21 protein-coding genes are annotated in these 16,726 nt (G+C 67.8%); 19 read left to right on the forward strand and 2 right to left on the reverse strand.

Annotated features, from left to right (window positions below; all coding sequences use genetic code 11):
• Positions 1 to 40: 40 nt before the first annotated feature.
• Entirely contained in the window at positions 41 to 1,255 is a 1,215-nt protein-coding gene (gene nhaA, locus AC3WRV_RS15755; RefSeq protein WP_492313984.1) for a Na+/H+ antiporter NhaA, read from the reverse strand.
• Between the two features lie 209 nt (positions 1,256 to 1,464).
• On the opposite strand from nhaA, the gene AC3WRV_RS15760 reads away from it, so the two are divergent.
• From AC3WRV_RS15760 to AC3WRV_RS15840, 17 genes are all read left to right on the forward strand, one after another.
• Positions 1,465 to 2,901 carry a protein adenylyltransferase SelO gene (locus AC3WRV_RS15760; protein WP_492313985.1) on the forward strand — a complete coding sequence of 479 codons (1,437 nt, stop codon included), beginning with the start codon at positions 1,465 to 1,467 and terminating at the stop codon, positions 2,899 to 2,901.
• A gap of 107 nt (positions 2,902 to 3,008) precedes the next feature.
• A complete protein-coding gene (locus AC3WRV_RS15765) occupies positions 3,009 to 3,530 on the forward strand; it encodes a DUF2975 domain-containing protein (RefSeq protein ID WP_492313986.1) in 522 nt (173 codons plus the stop codon).
• 13 nt (positions 3,531 to 3,543) lie between these two features.
• Positions 3,544 to 3,783 carry a helix-turn-helix domain-containing protein gene (locus AC3WRV_RS15770; RefSeq protein ID WP_492313987.1) on the forward strand — a complete coding sequence of 80 codons (240 nt, stop codon included), beginning with the start codon at positions 3,544 to 3,546 and terminating at the stop codon, positions 3,781 to 3,783.
• Positions 3,784 to 3,893: 110 nt separating this feature from the next.
• On the forward strand, positions 3,894 to 4,121 hold the full coding sequence (locus tag AC3WRV_RS15775) for a hypothetical protein (protein ID WP_492313988.1): 228 nt from the start codon (positions 3,894 to 3,896) through the stop codon (positions 4,119 to 4,121).
• Entirely contained in the window at positions 4,118 to 4,312 is a 195-nt protein-coding gene (locus tag AC3WRV_RS15780; RefSeq protein ID WP_492313989.1) for a helix-turn-helix transcriptional regulator, read from the forward strand. The genes AC3WRV_RS15775 and AC3WRV_RS15780 overlap by 4 nt, the downstream gene beginning before the upstream one ends.
• A 56-nt stretch (positions 4,313 to 4,368) precedes the next feature.
• Positions 4,369 to 4,530 (forward strand): hypothetical protein, encoded by a 162-nt coding sequence (locus tag AC3WRV_RS15785; RefSeq protein ID WP_492313990.1) that lies wholly within the window; start codon positions 4,369 to 4,371, stop codon positions 4,528 to 4,530.
• A gap of 323 nt (positions 4,531 to 4,853) precedes the next feature.
• Positions 4,854 to 5,276 (forward strand): DoxX family protein, encoded by a 423-nt coding sequence (locus AC3WRV_RS15790; protein ID WP_492313991.1) that lies wholly within the window; start codon positions 4,854 to 4,856, stop codon positions 5,274 to 5,276.
• A 144-nt stretch (positions 5,277 to 5,420) separates the two neighbouring features.
• Positions 5,421 to 5,906 carry a MerR family transcriptional regulator gene (locus AC3WRV_RS15795; RefSeq protein ID WP_492313992.1) on the forward strand — a complete coding sequence of 162 codons (486 nt, stop codon included), beginning with the start codon at positions 5,421 to 5,423 and terminating at the stop codon, positions 5,904 to 5,906.
• Positions 5,907 to 5,909: 3 nt separating this feature from the next.
• A complete protein-coding gene (locus AC3WRV_RS15800) occupies positions 5,910 to 7,694 on the forward strand; it encodes an acyl-CoA dehydrogenase C-terminal domain-containing protein (protein ID WP_492313993.1) in 1,785 nt (594 codons plus the stop codon).
• Between the two features lie 207 nt (positions 7,695 to 7,901).
• Positions 7,902 to 9,065, forward strand: a complete 1,164-nt coding sequence (locus AC3WRV_RS15805) for an acyl-CoA dehydrogenase family protein (RefSeq protein WP_492314094.1) — start codon at positions 7,902 to 7,904, stop codon at positions 9,063 to 9,065.
• A gap of 35 nt (positions 9,066 to 9,100) precedes the next feature.
• Entirely contained in the window at positions 9,101 to 9,409 is a 309-nt protein-coding gene (locus tag AC3WRV_RS15810; protein WP_492313994.1) for a hypothetical protein, read from the forward strand.
• A gap of 57 nt (positions 9,410 to 9,466) precedes the next feature.
• The gene (locus AC3WRV_RS15815) at positions 9,467 to 9,649 is read left to right on the forward strand and encodes a hypothetical protein (RefSeq protein WP_492313995.1); all 183 of its coding nucleotides are present in this window, start codon (positions 9,467 to 9,469) and stop codon (positions 9,647 to 9,649) included.
• A 73-nt stretch (positions 9,650 to 9,722) separates the two neighbouring features.
• A complete protein-coding gene (locus AC3WRV_RS15820) occupies positions 9,723 to 10,517 on the forward strand; it encodes a hypothetical protein (RefSeq protein ID WP_492313996.1) in 795 nt (264 codons plus the stop codon).
• A 25-nt stretch (positions 10,518 to 10,542) separates the two neighbouring features.
• Positions 10,543 to 11,262, forward strand: a complete 720-nt coding sequence (locus tag AC3WRV_RS15825) for a 16S rRNA (uracil(1498)-N(3))-methyltransferase (RefSeq protein ID WP_492313997.1) — start codon at positions 10,543 to 10,545, stop codon at positions 11,260 to 11,262.
• 193 nt (positions 11,263 to 11,455) lie between these two features.
• Positions 11,456 to 12,817: a glutamate--cysteine ligase gene (locus AC3WRV_RS15830; RefSeq protein WP_492313998.1), complete on the forward strand. Its 1,362-nt coding sequence runs from the start codon at positions 11,456 to 11,458 to the stop codon at positions 12,815 to 12,817.
• Positions 12,817 to 13,209, forward strand: coding sequence for a VOC family protein (locus tag AC3WRV_RS15835; protein ID WP_492313999.1), 393 nt, complete (start codon positions 12,817 to 12,819; stop codon positions 13,207 to 13,209). Before AC3WRV_RS15830 ends, AC3WRV_RS15835 begins: the two co-directional genes overlap by 1 nt.
• Before the next feature lie 114 nt (positions 13,210 to 13,323).
• Complete coding sequence (locus AC3WRV_RS15840; protein ID WP_492314000.1) at positions 13,324 to 14,895, forward strand: ATP-binding protein; 1,572 nt, start codon at positions 13,324 to 13,326, stop codon at positions 14,893 to 14,895.
• Positions 14,896 to 14,910: 15 nt separating this feature from the next.
• Here the strand turns inward: AC3WRV_RS15840 and AC3WRV_RS15845 are convergent, their stop codons facing one another.
• On the reverse strand, positions 14,911 to 15,210 hold the full coding sequence (locus AC3WRV_RS15845) for a CC_3452 family protein (protein WP_492314001.1): 300 nt from the start codon (positions 15,208 to 15,210) through the stop codon (positions 14,911 to 14,913).
• Between the two features lie 112 nt (positions 15,211 to 15,322).
• Here AC3WRV_RS15845 and AC3WRV_RS15850 point away from each other — a divergent pair, with 112 nt between their 5' ends.
• Complete coding sequence (locus AC3WRV_RS15850; protein WP_291833334.1) at positions 15,323 to 15,904, forward strand: TetR/AcrR family transcriptional regulator; 582 nt, start codon at positions 15,323 to 15,325, stop codon at positions 15,902 to 15,904.
• Positions 15,905 to 15,937: 33 nt separating this feature from the next.
• The gene (locus AC3WRV_RS15855; protein WP_492314002.1) at positions 15,938 to 16,687 is read left to right on the forward strand and encodes a DUF72 domain-containing protein; all 750 of its coding nucleotides are present in this window, start codon (positions 15,938 to 15,940) and stop codon (positions 16,685 to 16,687) included.
• Positions 16,688 to 16,726: the final 39 nt, after the last annotated feature.

Below are 16,726 nucleotides of genomic sequence, written 5' to 3' on the forward strand. Positions count from 1 at the left end.
CAAAAGCGACAGAAAGCGATGACGTTACGTCAATATTCGCTCAACTATTGTGAGTATCCGCGCCTGTTTCGGCCAATTTCTTGCGCCGCGAGGCTGCAATCCCAAGAACCACCGCTCCGGTGATCGCTGATAATATAGACCCGCCGAGCACCCCCAGCTTGACCTCAACCTGCTCTGGCGAGTCGATCGCGCCGGGGAAGGCCAGGATGCCGATGAACAGGCTCATGGTGAAACCGACGCCGCACAGCAGACTGACGCCGTAAAGCTCCAGCCAGGTCGCGCCGGTCGGACGCCGCCCAATACCGACGGCGGACGCCAGCACAGCGGCCCCGAAGACCCCGGCCTGCTTGCCGATGAACAGCCCCAGGGCGATCCCCAGCACCAGCGGAGCGAAGGCCTGCTCCAGCGACAGGCCGGCGAAGCTGACCCCCGCCTTGGCGAAGGCGAACAGCGGCAGGATCAGATAGGCCACATAGAAATGCAGGTCGTGCATGGCCTCCTGCAGCGGGCTCTGGCCGTCAGAGCGGCGATCCTTGACCGGCACGATGGCGGCGAAGGCCACGGCGGTCAGGGAGGTCGACAGGCCCGACTGCACGGTCAGGTACCAGATCAGGCCGAAGCCCAGCACCCAGAAGGGAGCCGGGATCTTCTTCCACTGCGCCACCACCGCCCCGACCAGAAGCAGCCCCGCGATCCACAGCAGGGGGCCGATCGCCACGCCCTTGGAGAACAGGATGGCGATCAGGGCGATGGCGCCCAGGTCGTCGGCGATGGCCAGGGTCAGCAGGAAGACCCGCAGGGAGGACGGCAGGTTGCGCGCCACCATGGCGAAGACGGCCAGGGCGAAGGCGATGTCGGTGGCCAGCGGAATGGGCCAGCCGCCATGCGGCCCGCCCAGCGTCGTCGAGAAGGCCAGATAGACCACGGCGGGGATGACCATGCCGCCCACCGCCGCCAGCACCGGCGTCGCCAGCTTGCGGGGATCGCTGAGCTCGCCGCGCAGGATCTCGTATTTGATCTCCAGCCCCACGACGAGGAAGAAGACCGCCATCAGGCCTTCCTTGATCCACTCCGAGATCGTCAGCTCCAGCATCACCGGCCCGAGCTGGACGACATGCTCGCTCTTCAGCCAGCTGAAGTAGTCGGCCGACCACGGCGAGTTGGCGACGATCAGGGCGGCGATGGCCGCAAGGCCCAGAACCGCGCCGGAGCCGGCCTCGGTCTTGAGGAATTCGAGGGTGAGTTTGCGCGCCATGGGGCCTCCGTTCGAACAAGGTCAGTGGCGCCAGGTTATCGACGGACGCCGGACCGGATTCGCAGGAGGCGCGCCGGCCTGACCCGGCGCCCCGGAGGGGGCGCGGGCCTGATCTCTGCGGCCACCATACGGCGACCGGCCGTCGGTTCAAGGCGAAGACGCACGGCCGGGCGGTTGCTTCGCGGGCGCGCAGACCGCATCTGGCGCGGATGCCCGTCTCTCCCGATTACCGCCCCGAGCCCCGCTTCTTCGATCTGGGAGACGAATACGGCGACGCCGTGCGGGCGGCGGAGTTTCCAAAGACCCTGCTGCGCTTCCGCAACGACCGGGCGGCGGCGACCGTGGGGTTGGAGACGCTCACGGACGCGGACTGGATCGCCCACTTCGGCCGGTTCGAGCCCCTGCCCGGCCAGCCCCAACCGATCGCGATGCGCTATCACGGGCACCAGTTCCGCACCTACAACCCCGACCTCGGCGACGGGCGCGGATTCCTGGCGGGGCAGTTGAGGGAGACCTCACGCGCTCAAGCAGCCAGCGACAGCGCCCTCCCAGGTCGACTTCTCGACCTGGGAACAAAAGGCTCCGGCACGACGCCTTGGTCGCGGACGGCGGACGGCCGGCTGACGCTGAAGGGCGGCGTGCGCGAGGTGCTGGCGGCCGAGATGCTGGAAGCCCAGGGCGTCCCGACCAGCCGGGCCTTCAGCCTGATCGAGACCGGCGAGGATCTGGATCGCGGCGACGAACCCTCCCCCACCCGCTCGGCGGTGCTGGTGCGGCTGTCGCACAGCCACATCCGTTTCGGCACCTTCCAGCGCGCGGCCTATTTCGGGCGACCCGACATGATCGAGGCCCTCGTCGAGCACGCCCGTTCGCTCTACCACCCGCACGTCGCGCAAGGCGATGTACCGGGCTTCCTCGCCGCCGTGGTCGAGGCGTCGGCCCGGCTGACCGCGCGCTGGATCGCCGCCGGCTTCGTGCACGGGGTGCTGAACACCGACAATCTGAACGTCACGGGCGAGAGCTTCGATTACGGCCCCTGGCGCTTCCTGCCCTTCTACGAGCCCGGCTTCACCGCCGCCTATTTCGACCAGACCGGTCTCTACGCCTTCGCCCGCCAGCCCGAGGCGGTGTTCTGGGCCCTGACCCAGCTGGGCGGGGCGCTCAAGCTGGCGGCCGACGCCGAAGCCCTGACCGAGGCCCTGAACGGGTTCGGCCCGGCCTACATCCGCCACCTGCGCGCCGCCTTCCTGGAACGGCTGGGCGTGAAGAGCCTCGGCGAGGCGGCGGATCAGCGGCTGCTGGACTCCACCCTGGCCCTGCAGCGCGAGGGCGGCGAGGCGATCCGCTGGGAGCCCCTGTTCCACGACTGGTTCGGCGGCTTCGCCTCCTCGGCCCGGGCGCTGGCCGGTCCACGCGCGGCCCTGTACCAGACCAAGGCCTTCGCCGACTTCCGCTTCGCCCTGTTCGAGCATGAGCCGGACCGGCCCGAGCGGCTGGAGCATCCCGTCTTCGCGGCGGCGGAACCGGAGGAGATGCTGATCGACGAGGTCGAGGCCATCTGGGCCGCCATCGACGCCCACGACGACTGGTCGCCTCTGCACGACAAGCTGATCCGGATCGAGGCGACGCGGAGCGCCCGCGCCTGAACCTTACGAAAGTTTCATATCGTTTATCGACAATTTCCTTGATCGATAATCGATACAGTCATATCGACTATCGACATGGCCGCCCGTCGCGGCGGGGAGGTAGTCAAATGAAGCTCATCGGTCGTCGCTCCGTCGCCAGCGCCCTGCGTTGGGTTCTGGGGTTCATGAACGTGTTCGTGACCTTCGCGGTCGTCTTCACGGCCCTGCTGCTGCTGGCCTCGCTCGTCATGCCGGACTTCGCCGCCGGCTTCATCGACGGCCTGGCGGATGAGGACCCCGGCATGGGGGTGCTCCTTCTCAACGAGCGCGCCACCTTCCTCGCCGCCTTCGTGGCGACGCTCAGCACCTGGTGGATCCTGAACCGCCTGCGCCGGATGTTCCTGGCGGTGAACCACGGCGACGCCTTCGAACGCGCCAATGTCGGGCGGCTGCAAGGAGTCGGCCTCGGCCTGATCGGAGTGCAGATCAGCGCCGCCATCCTCGCCTTCACGGTCCCCAAGGGGATTATCGCCGACCTCGACTATCAGCTCGATCTCGGCGCCTGGCTGGGCATCCTGATCGTCTTCATGCTCGCCGAGGTGTTCCGCCAGGGCGCCGCCATGCGCGACGACCAGCAGATGACGGTCTGAGGGGGAGGCGCAGATGTCCATCGATGTCCAACTGGATCGCCTGCTGCTCGAGCGCCGCATGTCCCTGACCGAGCTCAGCGACCGGGTCGGGGTCACCCTGGCCAACCTGTCGATCCTGAAGACCGGCAAGGCCCGCGCCGTCCGCTTCAGCACCCTGGACGCCCTGTGCCGCGAACTGGACTGCCAGCCCGGCGAACTCCTGGCCCGCAGCGAGGGCCCGCAGCCGACGGAAGACGAAGAGGCCGCGGCCTGAGGCCGTTCCAGCAGGCATTCGGAAAGCCCGCTTGTCATGATGTAAAAGACGCTTGACTCCATGTTGGCGCAATGTAAAACACCCTTGTCACAACGACAGGGAGCCTTGACATGACCAACCCGCCCGCGCCGACCAAAGCGGCCTGGAGCCCTTCGCGGGGCGAGATCGCGATCTTCCTTCTGGCCATCGTCGTGATCGTTTCGGACATGCCCGAGCCCGTCCCCTTCTGGCCGATCGCCTGGGGACAGGCGCCGTCCGTCGGCACCGTCCTGCTGATCACCGCGATCCTTCTCGCCCTGAGCCGGTTCGGTCGCGAGCAATGGGACAAGGCCCAGTGAGCGCGCCCCATCCGCTGAAGGCCCTGCGCCTCGAACAGAACCTGACGCAGGCCGAACTGGCCAACCGGTTGGACATCTCGCTCCGGACGCTTCGGGCCATGGAGAACGGCTTCTACGACCCCTCCGTCACCCTGGCCTTCAGGGCGGCGCGAGCGCTGAACCGGCCGGTCGAAGAACTCTTCCACCTCTGATCCCGGGCCCGATCCCTCGGAGCCCATCCCCCTCTTTCACATCAAGGAACAAGACCATGGTCACCAGCATCATCCTGGGGCGCGCCGCCTCATGCCTGGAACATTTCGCCGCCGGCCTGTGCCTGACGGTCGTCGCCTCGGCCTTCCTCTACGCCGCCGACGCGCAGATCAGCGCCGCCGTCGACGCCTCGCCCGCCCCCGTCACGGCGGAGAACTGACATCGCTCATGTAAGGCTGCTGACAGCAACTGGCAGCAGGGTGGCGGTAGAGATGTCCTGGCCGGCGCGCCCCGCCGGCCCGTCCGCCCCGGAGCCCCGTCATGACCTGTCAGTACGATTCACCCCGGGACGGGCTTAACCGGGCGGAAAGGCCGGTCGCATTACACCGATTTATAAATACGGCCACGCTTTGGCCGCGGGGATTCCGCAGAAGGCGGTCACGGATGGTTACGCTATCGCTTCGCCCCCTTGCGGAATGGCTTCGCCGATCCGATCTCGCGACTGTTGCAAATAACAAGAGCGCCCGACGGGCGTCATCGACAATGACTTCTCAGACCCTGAATCCCGCCCGCTCGCGGCTGAACGCGAGCTACCGCAACCTGACCCTGTGGACCTTGCAGGGCTGGGTCGCGATGTTCTTCATCGCCGCCGGCTACGCCAAGCTGAGCGAGCCGCTGGCCAACCTGACCGACCTCATGAAGTGGCCGGCCCTGGTGTCGGAGAACTTCACACGCGGCCTCGGCGTCGCCGAGATCGTGCTGGCTGTCCTGCTGCTGGCCCCGCTGGCGTCGTGGAAGCACGGCCGCCCGCTGCTGGTCGTCGCCGCCTCGGGCCTGCTGCTGCTGGAAACCGTCATGCTGGTCTTCCACGCGACCGGCATGGACGTCGGCCCGGCGGTCAGCAACCTGATCCTGATCGCCATGACGGCGCCCGTGCTGTGGATGCGGGCCCGCGAGGTTCGCTAGGCTCTCAAGGCGACAGGCGGATAGGCAGCAGGGCCGCGGCGGAGACGTCGCGGCCCTTCGCTTTGGCGGCCATGATCCGGCGCCTGCCGCCTCGGCCAAACCTTCCCTTTACGTGCACGTCAAGTTCGGTCTAGAACTTCGGATATGGCGACCGCCGACGACCACCGCACCTATTCGATCCGCCAGCTGTGCCGCGAGTTCAGCGCGACGGCGCGCGCCCTGCGGTTCTACGAGGACAAGGGCCTGCTCAATCCGGCCCGCAAGGGCCAGACGCGCGTCTACGACGCCCGCGACCGCGCCCGCCTGAAACTGATCCTGCGCGGCCGCCGCATCGGCTTCAGCCTGCAGGAGATCCAGTCGATGCTGGATCTGTACGACCGCAAGGATCACAACGCCCACCAGATGGCCGTGGCCCTGCGCCAGCACCGCGCCCAGATCGCCGCGCTGAAGCAGCAGCTGGACGACATCGAGGGCGCCATCGAGACGGCCGAAGAGGCCTGCCGGTGGATGGAGGAGAAGCTGGGCGAGTTCCGCCCCGACCTCCTGCCCGGCGCCGAGGAATACGCGACCCTGATGAAGGCTCGCCTGAACATCGACCACCACCACCAGCCCTTCAAAGCGAGAGCCTGACGCATGGCCTACAAAGCCCCCGTCCGTGACCTGACGTTCATCCTGAACGAGGTGCTGGAGATCGACCGCTACACCAACCAGCCCGGCTTCCAGGACGTCTCGTCCGAGCTGGCGCAGCAGATCCTCGAGGAGGCCGCGCGCTTCTCGGACGAGGTCATCGCCCCGATCAACAATCCGGGCGACAAGGAAGGCTGTCACTGGGCCGAAGGCGGCGTCGTCACCACGCCCAAGGGCTGGAAGGAAGCCTATCACCAGATGGTCGAGGCCGGCTGGCCTTCGCTGATGATGGATCCGGCCTACGGCGGCCAGGGCATGCCCTCGGTCATCGGCTCCGCCGTCGGCCAGTTCACCGCCGGCGCCTCGGCGGCCTTCTCGATGTACCCCGGCCTGACGGCCGGCGCCTGGGCGGGCATCCACGCCAACGCCTCGGAAGAGCTGAAGCAGAAATACCTGCCCAAGATGGCCACCGGCGAATGGACCGGCACCATGAACCTGACCGAGCCGCAGTGCGGCACCGACCTGGGCATGGTCCGCACCAAGGCCGTGCCGAACGGCGACGGCAGCTATTCGATCACCGGCCAGAAGATCTGGATCTCGGCGGGCGAGCACGACTTCGCCGACAACATCATCCACACCGTCCTGGCCCGCGTCGAAGGCGCGGTTCCGGGCATCAAGGGCCTGTCGCTGTTCCTGGTGCCCAAATTCCTCGTCAACGAGGATGGCTCGATCGGTGAGCGCAACACGCTGGAATGCGCCGGTCTCGAGCACAAGATGGGCATCCACGGCAACGCGACCGCGGTCATGCAGTACGACGGCGCCAAGGGCTGGCTGATCGGCGAAGAAGGCCGGGGCATGAACAACATGTTCGTGGTCATGAATGAGGCCCGTCTGGGCACCGGCCTGCAGGGCCTGGCCATCGGTACGGCCGCCTACCAGGCCGCCGTCGAGTTCGCCAAGGACCGCCTGCAGGGCCGTTCGCTGACCGGACCGAAGAACCCGGACGGCCCGGCCGACCCGATCATCGTCCACCCCGACGTGCGCCGCATGCTGCTGGAGGCTCGCGCGTTCGTCGAAGGCGGCCAGGCCTTCATCCTGTGGACCGCGCTGCAGTCCGATCTGGAGAAGTCGGAAGACGAGGCCGTCGCCACCAAGGCCAAGGACTATATGGGTCTGCTGACCCCGGTGCTGAAGGCCTATCTGACCGACAAGGGCTTCCACGCCGCCTCGCTGGCCATGCAGGTCCACGGCGGCTCGGGCTACACCGAACACTTCCCCGCCTCCCAGTATCTGCGCGATGCGCGGATCACCATGATCTACGAGGGCACCAACGGCATCCAGGCGCTGGACCTGGTCGGCCGCAAGCTGCCGTCCGCCGGCGGTCGCGCCATCATGAGCTGGTTCGGCGACATCGACGCCTTCGTCTCGGAGCACAACGGCGACGAGTCGGTGAAACCCTTCATCGACGGCCTGGCCGACGCCAAGAAGAAGCTGCAGGACGGCACCATGTGGCTGATGCAGAACGGCATGGCCAACCCGGACAACGCCGGCGCCGGCTCGACCGACTATCTGAACATCTTCGGCATCACCGCCCTGGCCTATGTCTGGGCCCAGATGGCCATCGCCGCCCAGAAGCAGATCGACGCCGGCTCGACCGACCCGTTCTACGCCGCCAAGCTTCAGACCGGCCGCTACTTCGTCGAGCGCATCCTGCCCGACGCCGCCGGGCACCTGGTCAAGATGAAGACCGGCGCCGACGTGCTGATGGCCATGCCGGCGGACTCGTTCTGAGCACGGATTTGACTGCCGTAGCGTGAGCGCGGCAGCGACGGACTGACAACTCTCCCTCCCCTTCATGGGGAGGGTGGTCGGCGCGCCAGCGACGACCGGGTGGGGAGGGCTCGGCACGACCGCGCCCCACCTCGCCGAGCCGCCCCCACCCGGCCGCTGCGCGGCCACCCTCCCCATGAGGGGAGGGAGAACGTGAGTGATGCCCCCATGAACGTCCTCAACAGCCCCGACCCCGCCTTCATGCAGGAAGAGGAGATCACCCTCTTCTCCGACTCCGTCGGCAAATGGATCGACGAGCATGCGCCGCTGGAGAAGGTCCAGCAGTGGATCGCCGACTCCTCGGTGCCGCGGCAGCTGTGGAACGACGCCGGGGACGCAGGCCTGCTGGGCCTGTCGATGCCGGAAGAGGACGGCGGCTTCGGCGGCGACTACCGCCACGAAGTCGTGCTGATGCGCCAGCTGGGCTGGAAGGGCGCGGACCACTTCGGCATCTCGCTGCACAATGCGATCGTCATGCCCTACGTCTGGCACTACGGCACGGCCGAGCAGAAGGCGCGCTGGCTGCCCCGCCTGCAGACCGGCGAACTGGTCGGCGCCATCGCCATGACCGAGCCGGGTGCGGGCTCGGACCTGCAGGGCGTGAAGACCACGGCCATCAAGTCGGGCGACCACTATGTCCTGAACGGCTCCAAGACCTTCATCACCAACGGCCAGCTGGCCAACTTCATCATCGTCGTCGCCAAGACCGACCCGGCCGAGGGCGCCAAGGGCACCAGCCTGATCGTCGTCGAGACCGACGGCGCGGAAGGCTTCGAGCGCGGCCGGAACCTGCACAAGATCGGCATGGAGGCCAACGACACCTCCGAGCTGTTCTTCAACGACGTGAAGGTCCCCGCCGAGAACATCATCGGCGGAACCGAGGGCCAGGGCTTCATCCACCTGATGCAGCAGCTGCCGCAGGAACGGCTGAATATCGCCATCCAGGGCGTCGCCGCCGCCGAGCGCGGGCTCAAGGAGACGCTGGCCTACGTCAAGGAGCGCAAGGCCTTCGGCAAGCGGGTCATCGACTTCCAGAACACCCAGTTCAAGCTGGCCGAGGTCAAGACCAAGCTGACCGTCGCCAAGGTCTTCGTCGACCACTGCATGGGCCTGCACCTGGACGGCAAGCTCGACGCCGCCACCGCCTCGATGGCCAAATACTGGGTCACCGACATCCAGGGCGAGGTCATCGACGAGATGCTCCAGCTCCACGGCGGCTACGGCTACATGAACGAGTACCCGATCGCCCAGCTGTACAAGGACGCCCGCGTCCAGCGCATCTACGGCGGCACCAACGAGATCATGAAGCTGCTGATCGCGCGGACGCTGTAGCGCGACCCAGCTCACGACATGATAGCGTTCGCCACATGTGGAGCTTTCTGGCGGACCTGATCTTCGGGCCCCGTTCGTCGAGTGACGATGGGGGCGATCATCCGAAGTGGGATGTCGTCTGGCGCAGAGATCGCACCGATGGCGTCGCCTGGGTCGAGGTCATCCGGCGCTCCGACGGCCTGTTCTATTTCGTCGAGTCGGTCCGCGAACAGGTGAGCGAGCCCATCTTCGGGGACTACGAGTTCGAAGGTCCGCTCCAGACCTCGGGGCTCTATGCGTCCGCCGAAGATGCGGAGCGGGAAGCGTTCCTGGAGGTTTCCTGGCTACGTCAGGTTCGGGATTGATCCCCATTCAGCCGCCTGGTCGACGCGCGCGGAGGTTCCGATTATGGCATCGGTCCAATGACCGCCCATAGCGAACACGATCTCAGAGAGGCGCTGCGGGCGATCGAGTCGACCCTGTCCAAATGCGAAAAGGCGTTGGCCCGTCTCACCCCCGGCACGGCCCAGCACACCCTGCTCACGCGCAGGATCGCGGCCTTCACGATCGCCATCGAACTTCTCAGGGGGAAGCTGGGCGAATAACCTGCTGATCCACGGTTGCTTGCCCTCTCCCGGCGGCCGTCGGATATTCGGCCTGGGCGAGTTGCGAGGGGCCATGAAACGTCGTCACACGGCATGCGCGGCTCTCGTCGTCGGCCTGTTGCTGTCACAGGGCGCCGTCGCTGAGGACGCGCGGATCACGCCGAAGCTGTCCACGACCCTGCAGCGGACCTGCCAGGGCGAGGCGACCCGGCTCGTGCTGATGGACCAAGGCCAGGCCGTGGCCGACGCCCAGCCGACGATCGAGCGGCAAACGCGTCGCTTCCGGGCGTCACGCGCGCCGGACGGGTGGGCCTTCGAGCACTCGGTGATCACGCCATCCAACGAGTCGACGCTGCGCTTCGAAACGGCGCCCGATGGAGCCGTGACCACGGCGGACATGTCGGGACCGTCCGTGGACGCCCTGCCGAGAAACCAGATGTACGCCCTCGCGACCGCCACGGCCGAGGACGTTCCCGAGCGGCTGCTCCTCGGTCGGTCTTTCGCGGTCGGCGACAGCTACTATCCGGAGGACCTGCGGCGGAATCTTCTCACCCGGGCCGGCGCGGGCATGGGCCTGCCCTTCGCCGTGAACGGATCGGTCGACATGCGGTACGAGGGCCAGGTCGAATTCGAGGGCCGACGCGCCTGGCGGTTCGCAGGCCGCATCACGGCGAGCGGGTCCGGCGAGGTGTCAGGCGCCGCCATCGCGGTCGACCATGGGACCGAGGCTGTCATTCTGCATGACGCGGAGACGGGACTGGTCCTGAAGTACGACACCCGGGCCGACACCCACATCTCGCGCGATGGGCGGCCCTTCCGTCATTTTCAGAAGACCGACGCCTTCACCTGCGAGATCATTCCGCGGTGAGCCTGGTGTCGGGTATCAAGGCGCCATGACCCGCCTCCACATCCCCCAGCCGCTGTCCCCCGGGGCCGCGCTCGCGCCGACGCTCGACCAGTCGCGCTACCTGACCCAGGTGATGCGGCTGAAGGCCGGGGATGAGCTGCGGGTCTTCAACGGCCTGGACGGCGAGTGGCGCTGCACCATCGCCGAGGTGTTGAAGAAGGGCGCCGTGCTGCGCGCCGAGGAACAGGTGCGCGACCAGATCAATCCGCCCGACATCCACCTGCTGATCGCCACGGTGAAGAAGGCGGCGCTGGAGTTCGCGGTGGAGAAGGCGACCGAGCTGGGCGCCGCGCGGATCCGGCTGGTGACCACCGCCCGGACCCAGCCCCAGCACCTGCGCCTCGACCGGCTGGACGCCATCGCCGAGGAGAGCGCCGAACAGACCGGACGGCTGGACGTGCCGCTGGTGGACGAGCCGTCGAAACTGGATGCGATCCTGGACGGCTGGGACGTCTCCCGCCGGCTGATGTTCTGCGACGAGACCGGCGGGGAGCCGGCGATGAAGGCCCTGCAGGCCGCGGGCGGATCGTCCTGGGCCGTGCTGATCGGGCCGGAGGGCGGCTTCACGCCTGAGGAACGCGACCGGCTGCGGGCCCTGCCCTTCACCACCGCCGTCTCGCTGGGACCGCGCGTGCTGCGGGCCGACACCGCCGCGACCACCGCCCTGACCCTGTGGCAGGCGGCCCTCGGCGACTGGGACCGCTGATCCGACCGGAATTGACGTATCGGCGAGGCAGAATACGGCACGATGGAATTGCACTGTTCGCACTCTTCGCACCCGTTTTTTTCCGCCACGAGTCCGACGAAACCGCTGTCGGGACCGTTCCAATTCCGCCTGCCCCTTGAGCAAGCGCCGCTTCCCGCCCATCTAGCCGCGACACGAGGGGCTTGAGACATCCATGGCCGACACCGCGCCGCTTTCCCGCGAAGACCTGATCGGGGCCATGTCGAAGGGCGCCAAGCCTCGCGACCAGTGGCGCATCGGCGCCGAGCACGAGAAGTTCGGCTTCGACCGTTCGACCCTGCGCCGCCCGACCTATGAAGGCCCGAACGGCATCAAGGCGATGCTGGACGGCCTGACCCGCTTCGGCTGGGACAAGGTCTATGAAGGCGAGAACGTCATCGCCCTGGAGCGCAAGAACAGCGAGGGCATGACCGCCTCCATCAGCCTGGAGCCCGGCGGCCAGTTCGAACTCTCGGGCGCGCCCCTGAAGGACGTGCACGACATCTGCAACGAGACCGGCCAGCACCTGATGGAGGTCAAGCAGGTCGCCGACCAGCTGAACCTCGGCTTCCTCGGGACCGGCTTCGACCCGATGTGGACGCGCGCGGACGTGCCGATCATGCCCAAGGGCCGCTACGGCATCATGCGCGCCTACATGCCCAAGAAGGGGAACCTCGGTCTCGACATGATGCTGCGGACCTGCACCATCCAGTCGAACCTCGACTTCGAGAGCGAAGCCGACATGGTCGCCAAATTCCGCACCGCCCTGGCGCTGCAGCCGATCGCGACCGCCCTGTTCGCCAACTCTCCGTTCACGGAAGGCAAGCCCAACGGCTTCCTGACCGCCCGCGCCAACGTCTGGACCGACACCGATCCGGACCGCACCGGCATGCTCGACTTCGTCTTCCAGGACGGCTTCGGCTTCGAGCGCTACGCCGACTATGCGCTGGACGTGCCGATGTATTTCGCCAAGCGCAACGGCCAGTACATCGACCTGTCGGGCCGCTCGTTCCGCAAATTCATGGATGGCCGGCTGGACGACCTGCCGGGCGAGCTGGCCACGCTCAAGGACTGGAACGACCACCTGACGACGCTCTTCCCCGAGGTGCGGCTGAAGGCCTATCTCGAAATGCGCGGCGCCGACGGCGGGCCGTGGAGCCGCATCTGCGCCCTGCAGGCCCTGTGGGCCGGCGTGCTGTACGACGCCCCGTCGCTGGCCGCCGCCTGGGACCTGGTCAAGGACTGGGACATCGCCGACCACGAACGCCTGCGCCGCGACGTGACCCGGCTGGGCCTCAAGGCCGAGGTCGGCGGCCGCACCGTGCAGGCCGTCGCCAGGGACATGGTCGAGATCGCCCGTCAGGGCCTGAAGAACCGGGCCCGCTTCTCGGGCGGCATGGTCGATGAGCGCGGCTACCTGTCCGAACTGGAAGACATCGCCGCCAGCGGCGTGACCCCCGCCGAACGGCTGCTGGAGCTGTACAACGGCGAATGGCAGGGCGACCTGACCCGCCTGTACCGCGACTTCGCCTACTGATGCGCCCCCTCGGCATTGATCACGTGGTGATCCGCACCCGCGACCTGGAGGCGATGGTCGCCTTCTATTGCGAGGTGATCGGCTGCACCGTCGAACGCCGCCGCGACGACATCGGCCTGATCCAGCTGCGGGCCGGCGACGCCCTCATCGATCTGGTCCCGGTCGCCGGCGTGCTGGGCGCCAAGGGCGGGGCGGCGCCGGGTCCGGAAGGCCGCAACATGGATCACCTGTGCCTGCGCATCGCCGACTTCCAGATCAAGGCCGTACGGGCCCATCTGAAGTCGCATGGCGTCAAGCTGGGCGACGAAGGCCCGCGGTACGGCTCCACCGGCGAGGCGGTATCGATCTACATCAGCGACCCCGACGGCAACGACCTGGAACTGCGCGGCTGACGCCCCCGCCCGGCGGCCCGCGCATGGCGATTTGACGCGGACCAATGCAATCCGACCTTAACATCACGGCGTTAAGCTTGATGTTCCGGTTACCCCTGCGGACGTCCCTCGACGATGACCTGCCCTGCCCCCGCCAGAAGCTCCAACGACGACACGGCGCCCGGCGCCGGGGGGCAGGCGGAACTGGCCAACTTCTTCGACGTCTCCCTCGACCTGCTGGTCATCCGCGAGCTCGACGGGCGCCTGGTTCGGGTCAGCCCCTCCTGGCGGGCGGCCATGGGCTATGCGCCGGCGGAGCTGCAGGGGACCTATCTGCTGGACCTGGTCCACCCCGACGACCTGCCCGGAACCCGGGACAGCGCCCGCGAGGTCGAGAACCGGCGTCCCGGCGCCCCCGTGGTGGGTCACATCAACCGCTACCAGCACAAGGACGGCCACTACCGCACGCTGGAATGGCGCGCCCAGCGGTCCGGCGACCGCATCTACGGCGTGGCCCGCGACGTCACGGATCGGGTCGCGGCCGAGCAGGCCCTGCTGGACGCCAAGGCGGCGGCCGAGGCCGCGAACCGGGCCAAGTCCGACTTCTTGGCCAATATGAGCCATGAGATCCGCACGCCCCTGAACGGGGTCATCGGCATCGTCGACGCCCTGTCGCGCACCGCGCTGGACGCCGGCCAGACCGAGATGGTCGAGCTGATCCGCAGTTCGGGGGTGACGCTGGAGCGGCTGGTGTCCGACATCCTCGACGTCTCCAAGATCGAGGCGGGCCAGTTGGACCTGGAGTCGCGGCCCTTCGATCTGGACGAGGCCCTGGAGCCCATCGCGGTCATGCAGACCCGGGCCGAGGACAAGGGCCTGGCCTTCCACATCGAACGCGATCCCGAGGCGCGCGGGATGTTCCGCGGCGACAGCACCCGCATCCGCCAGATCCTCGGCAACCTGCTGTCCAACGCGGTCAAGTTCACCGCCGAGGGCGCGATCACCGTGCGCGTCCAGATGGCGGAGGGCCGGCTGGCGATCTCGGTGGAGGACACCGGCGTCGGCTTCGACGCTCACCACGCCTCGCACCTGTTCGAGCGCTTCAACCAGGCCGACAGCACCATCACGCGCCGCTTCGGCGGAACCGGCCTGGGCCTGTCCATCTGCCGCTCGCTGGTCGAGATGATGGACGGCGAGATCGAGGCCCAGTCCGCGCCCGGCGAGGGCAGCCGCTTCCGCTTCGCCCTGCCGCTGGAGCGGGAGCAGAGCCTCGACGACTATGACGCGCGCGACGTCCGCGGCGGAGGGGGCGCCCATCCGCTGACCGAGCGCGCGCTGCGGGTCCTGCTGGCGGAAGACCACCCGACGAACCAGCGCGTTGTCCAGCTGATCCTGGCCAGCCACGGGGCCGAGGTGGTCATCGCCGGGGACGGCGCCCAGGCCGTCGCGGCGTTCGAGGACGACGACTTCGACGTGGTCCTGATGGACATGCAGATGCCGGTGATGGACGGACTGACGGCGACCCGCGCCATCCGCGCGCTGGAGGCGGCCTCACCCGGCCGGGGGCGCACCCCGATCGTGATGCTGAGCGCCAACGCCATGATCGAACACCGCCAGGACGCGATGGCCGCCGGCGCCGACAGCCATGTCGCCAAGCCGATCACCGCCGCCAGCCTGCTGGCCGGGATCGAGGCGGTGATCGATTGACGACCGGCGGCTTTCTTAAGCGGCCACGGCCGTGTTGCACTGGGCGATCTCGGCCTGGGTCAGGGCCAGGCCGCCGCGGCTGAAGCCGGAGACGGCACCGGTGCGGGCCACGAACCGGCGGCACTCGCGCATCAGCGGCTGGGCCGCGCCGCCGCCCCGGCCGACGCAGGCGCCGTTCGGACCGCAGGCCCAGTTGCGGCCGTCGAGGTTCAGCCGGATCTCGCGCGGCTGGACCAGGGTGGCCGAAGCGCCGGTGGGAGCCGGCGCAGGTTGAACGGCCAGAAGGGCCGCCGTCATCAGGGACATGAGAAGCATGGCGCTTCCTCCTCGGAGGGGGTGGTCAGAACGACCGGGATCGGATAAAAGTGACCGGTCGTACACCCATAAGTGACCGATCGGTCACTTTGAGTCAACAGGATTTCCGCTGATGCCGCCCAAGGGCGAGTCCACCCATGCCCGGCTGATCGACGAGGCGATGGCCCAGGTCACCGTGCGTGGGCTGGCGGCGGTCAGCCTGGCCGACGTCGCCGGCGCGGCGGGGGTGTCCAAGAGCGCCGTGCTCAAGCATTTCCAGTCCAAGGAGGCGCTGCAGGCCGAGGTGGTCGACGCCATGATCGCCCGCTTCACCGCCGCCGTCTGGGCCCCGGCCGAGCCGCTGGCGCAGGGCCGCGAACGGCTGGACCGCATCTTCCAGGGCGAACTGGACTGGATTGACGGCGAGGACCGGCCGGGCGGCTGCCCGCTGAAGGCGGCGGCCATCGAACTGGACGATCAGCCCGGCCCGCTGCGCGACACCCTGAAGGACAGCCAGATCCTGTGGGCGAAGACGCTGAAGCGCGAGTTCCGGACCTTGAAGCCCGACGCCGACAGCGTCGCGCTCGAGATCCTGGTGTTCCAGTTCAAGGGCATCGTGCTGGCCTACGGGCATTCGCGCCGCCTGCTGGACGACGATACGGCCCGCGCGCAGGCGACGGCGGCCTATCGGGCGCTTGTGGGATCGGCGGTCTGATCCTAGGTCCTTGGACGACAGGGAGAGGACACCATGACAGGCACCATTCGGGTCGGCATCGGCGGCTGGACCTTCGAGCCGTGGCGCGGCGTCTTCTATCCCGACAAACTCAGCCAGAAGAAGGAGCTGGAGTACGCCTCCAGCAAGCTGAGCTCGATCGAGATCAACGGCACCTACTACTCCGGCTTCAAGCCCGAGACCTGGATGAAATGGCGCGACGAGACGCCGGACGACTTCGTCTTCGCGGTGAAGGCCAGCCGGTTCTGCACCAATCGCAAGGTGCTGTCGGAAGGCAATGAGAGCTTCGAGCGGTTCCTGGACCAGGGTCTGACCGCGCTGGGCGACAAGCTGGGGCCGATCAACTGGCAGTTCATGGCCACCAAGAAGTTCGACCCGGTCGACTTCGAGGGCTTCCTGAAGCTGCTGCCCAAGGAGAAGGACGGCATCCGGCTGCGTCACGCGCTGGAAGTCCGCAGCCCGACCTTCGACACCCAGCAGTTCTACGATCTAGCGGCCAAATACGGCGCGGCCATCGTCTACGCCGAGGACGACGAAGCGCCGGAATGGCCCAGGATCGACCTGCCGACCGCCGACTTCACCTATGCGCGCCTGATGTCGAGCAGGCAGGACGAGCCGACCGGCATGACCTCGGCCGAACTGGACGGGATCGCGGCCCGGGCGAAGGACTGGGCCAAGCGCGGCGACGTGTTCGCCTACTTCATCGCCGGGGCGAAAGTGCGCAATCCGGCGGCGGCGCAGGCCCTGATCGCCAAGCTCGGGTGACGCGCCGACGATAAAGCTGCGTAACGGCGTCTTTCCGCG

This window comes from Brevundimonas sp. EU05-FHT14B11 (assembly GCF_058790835.1).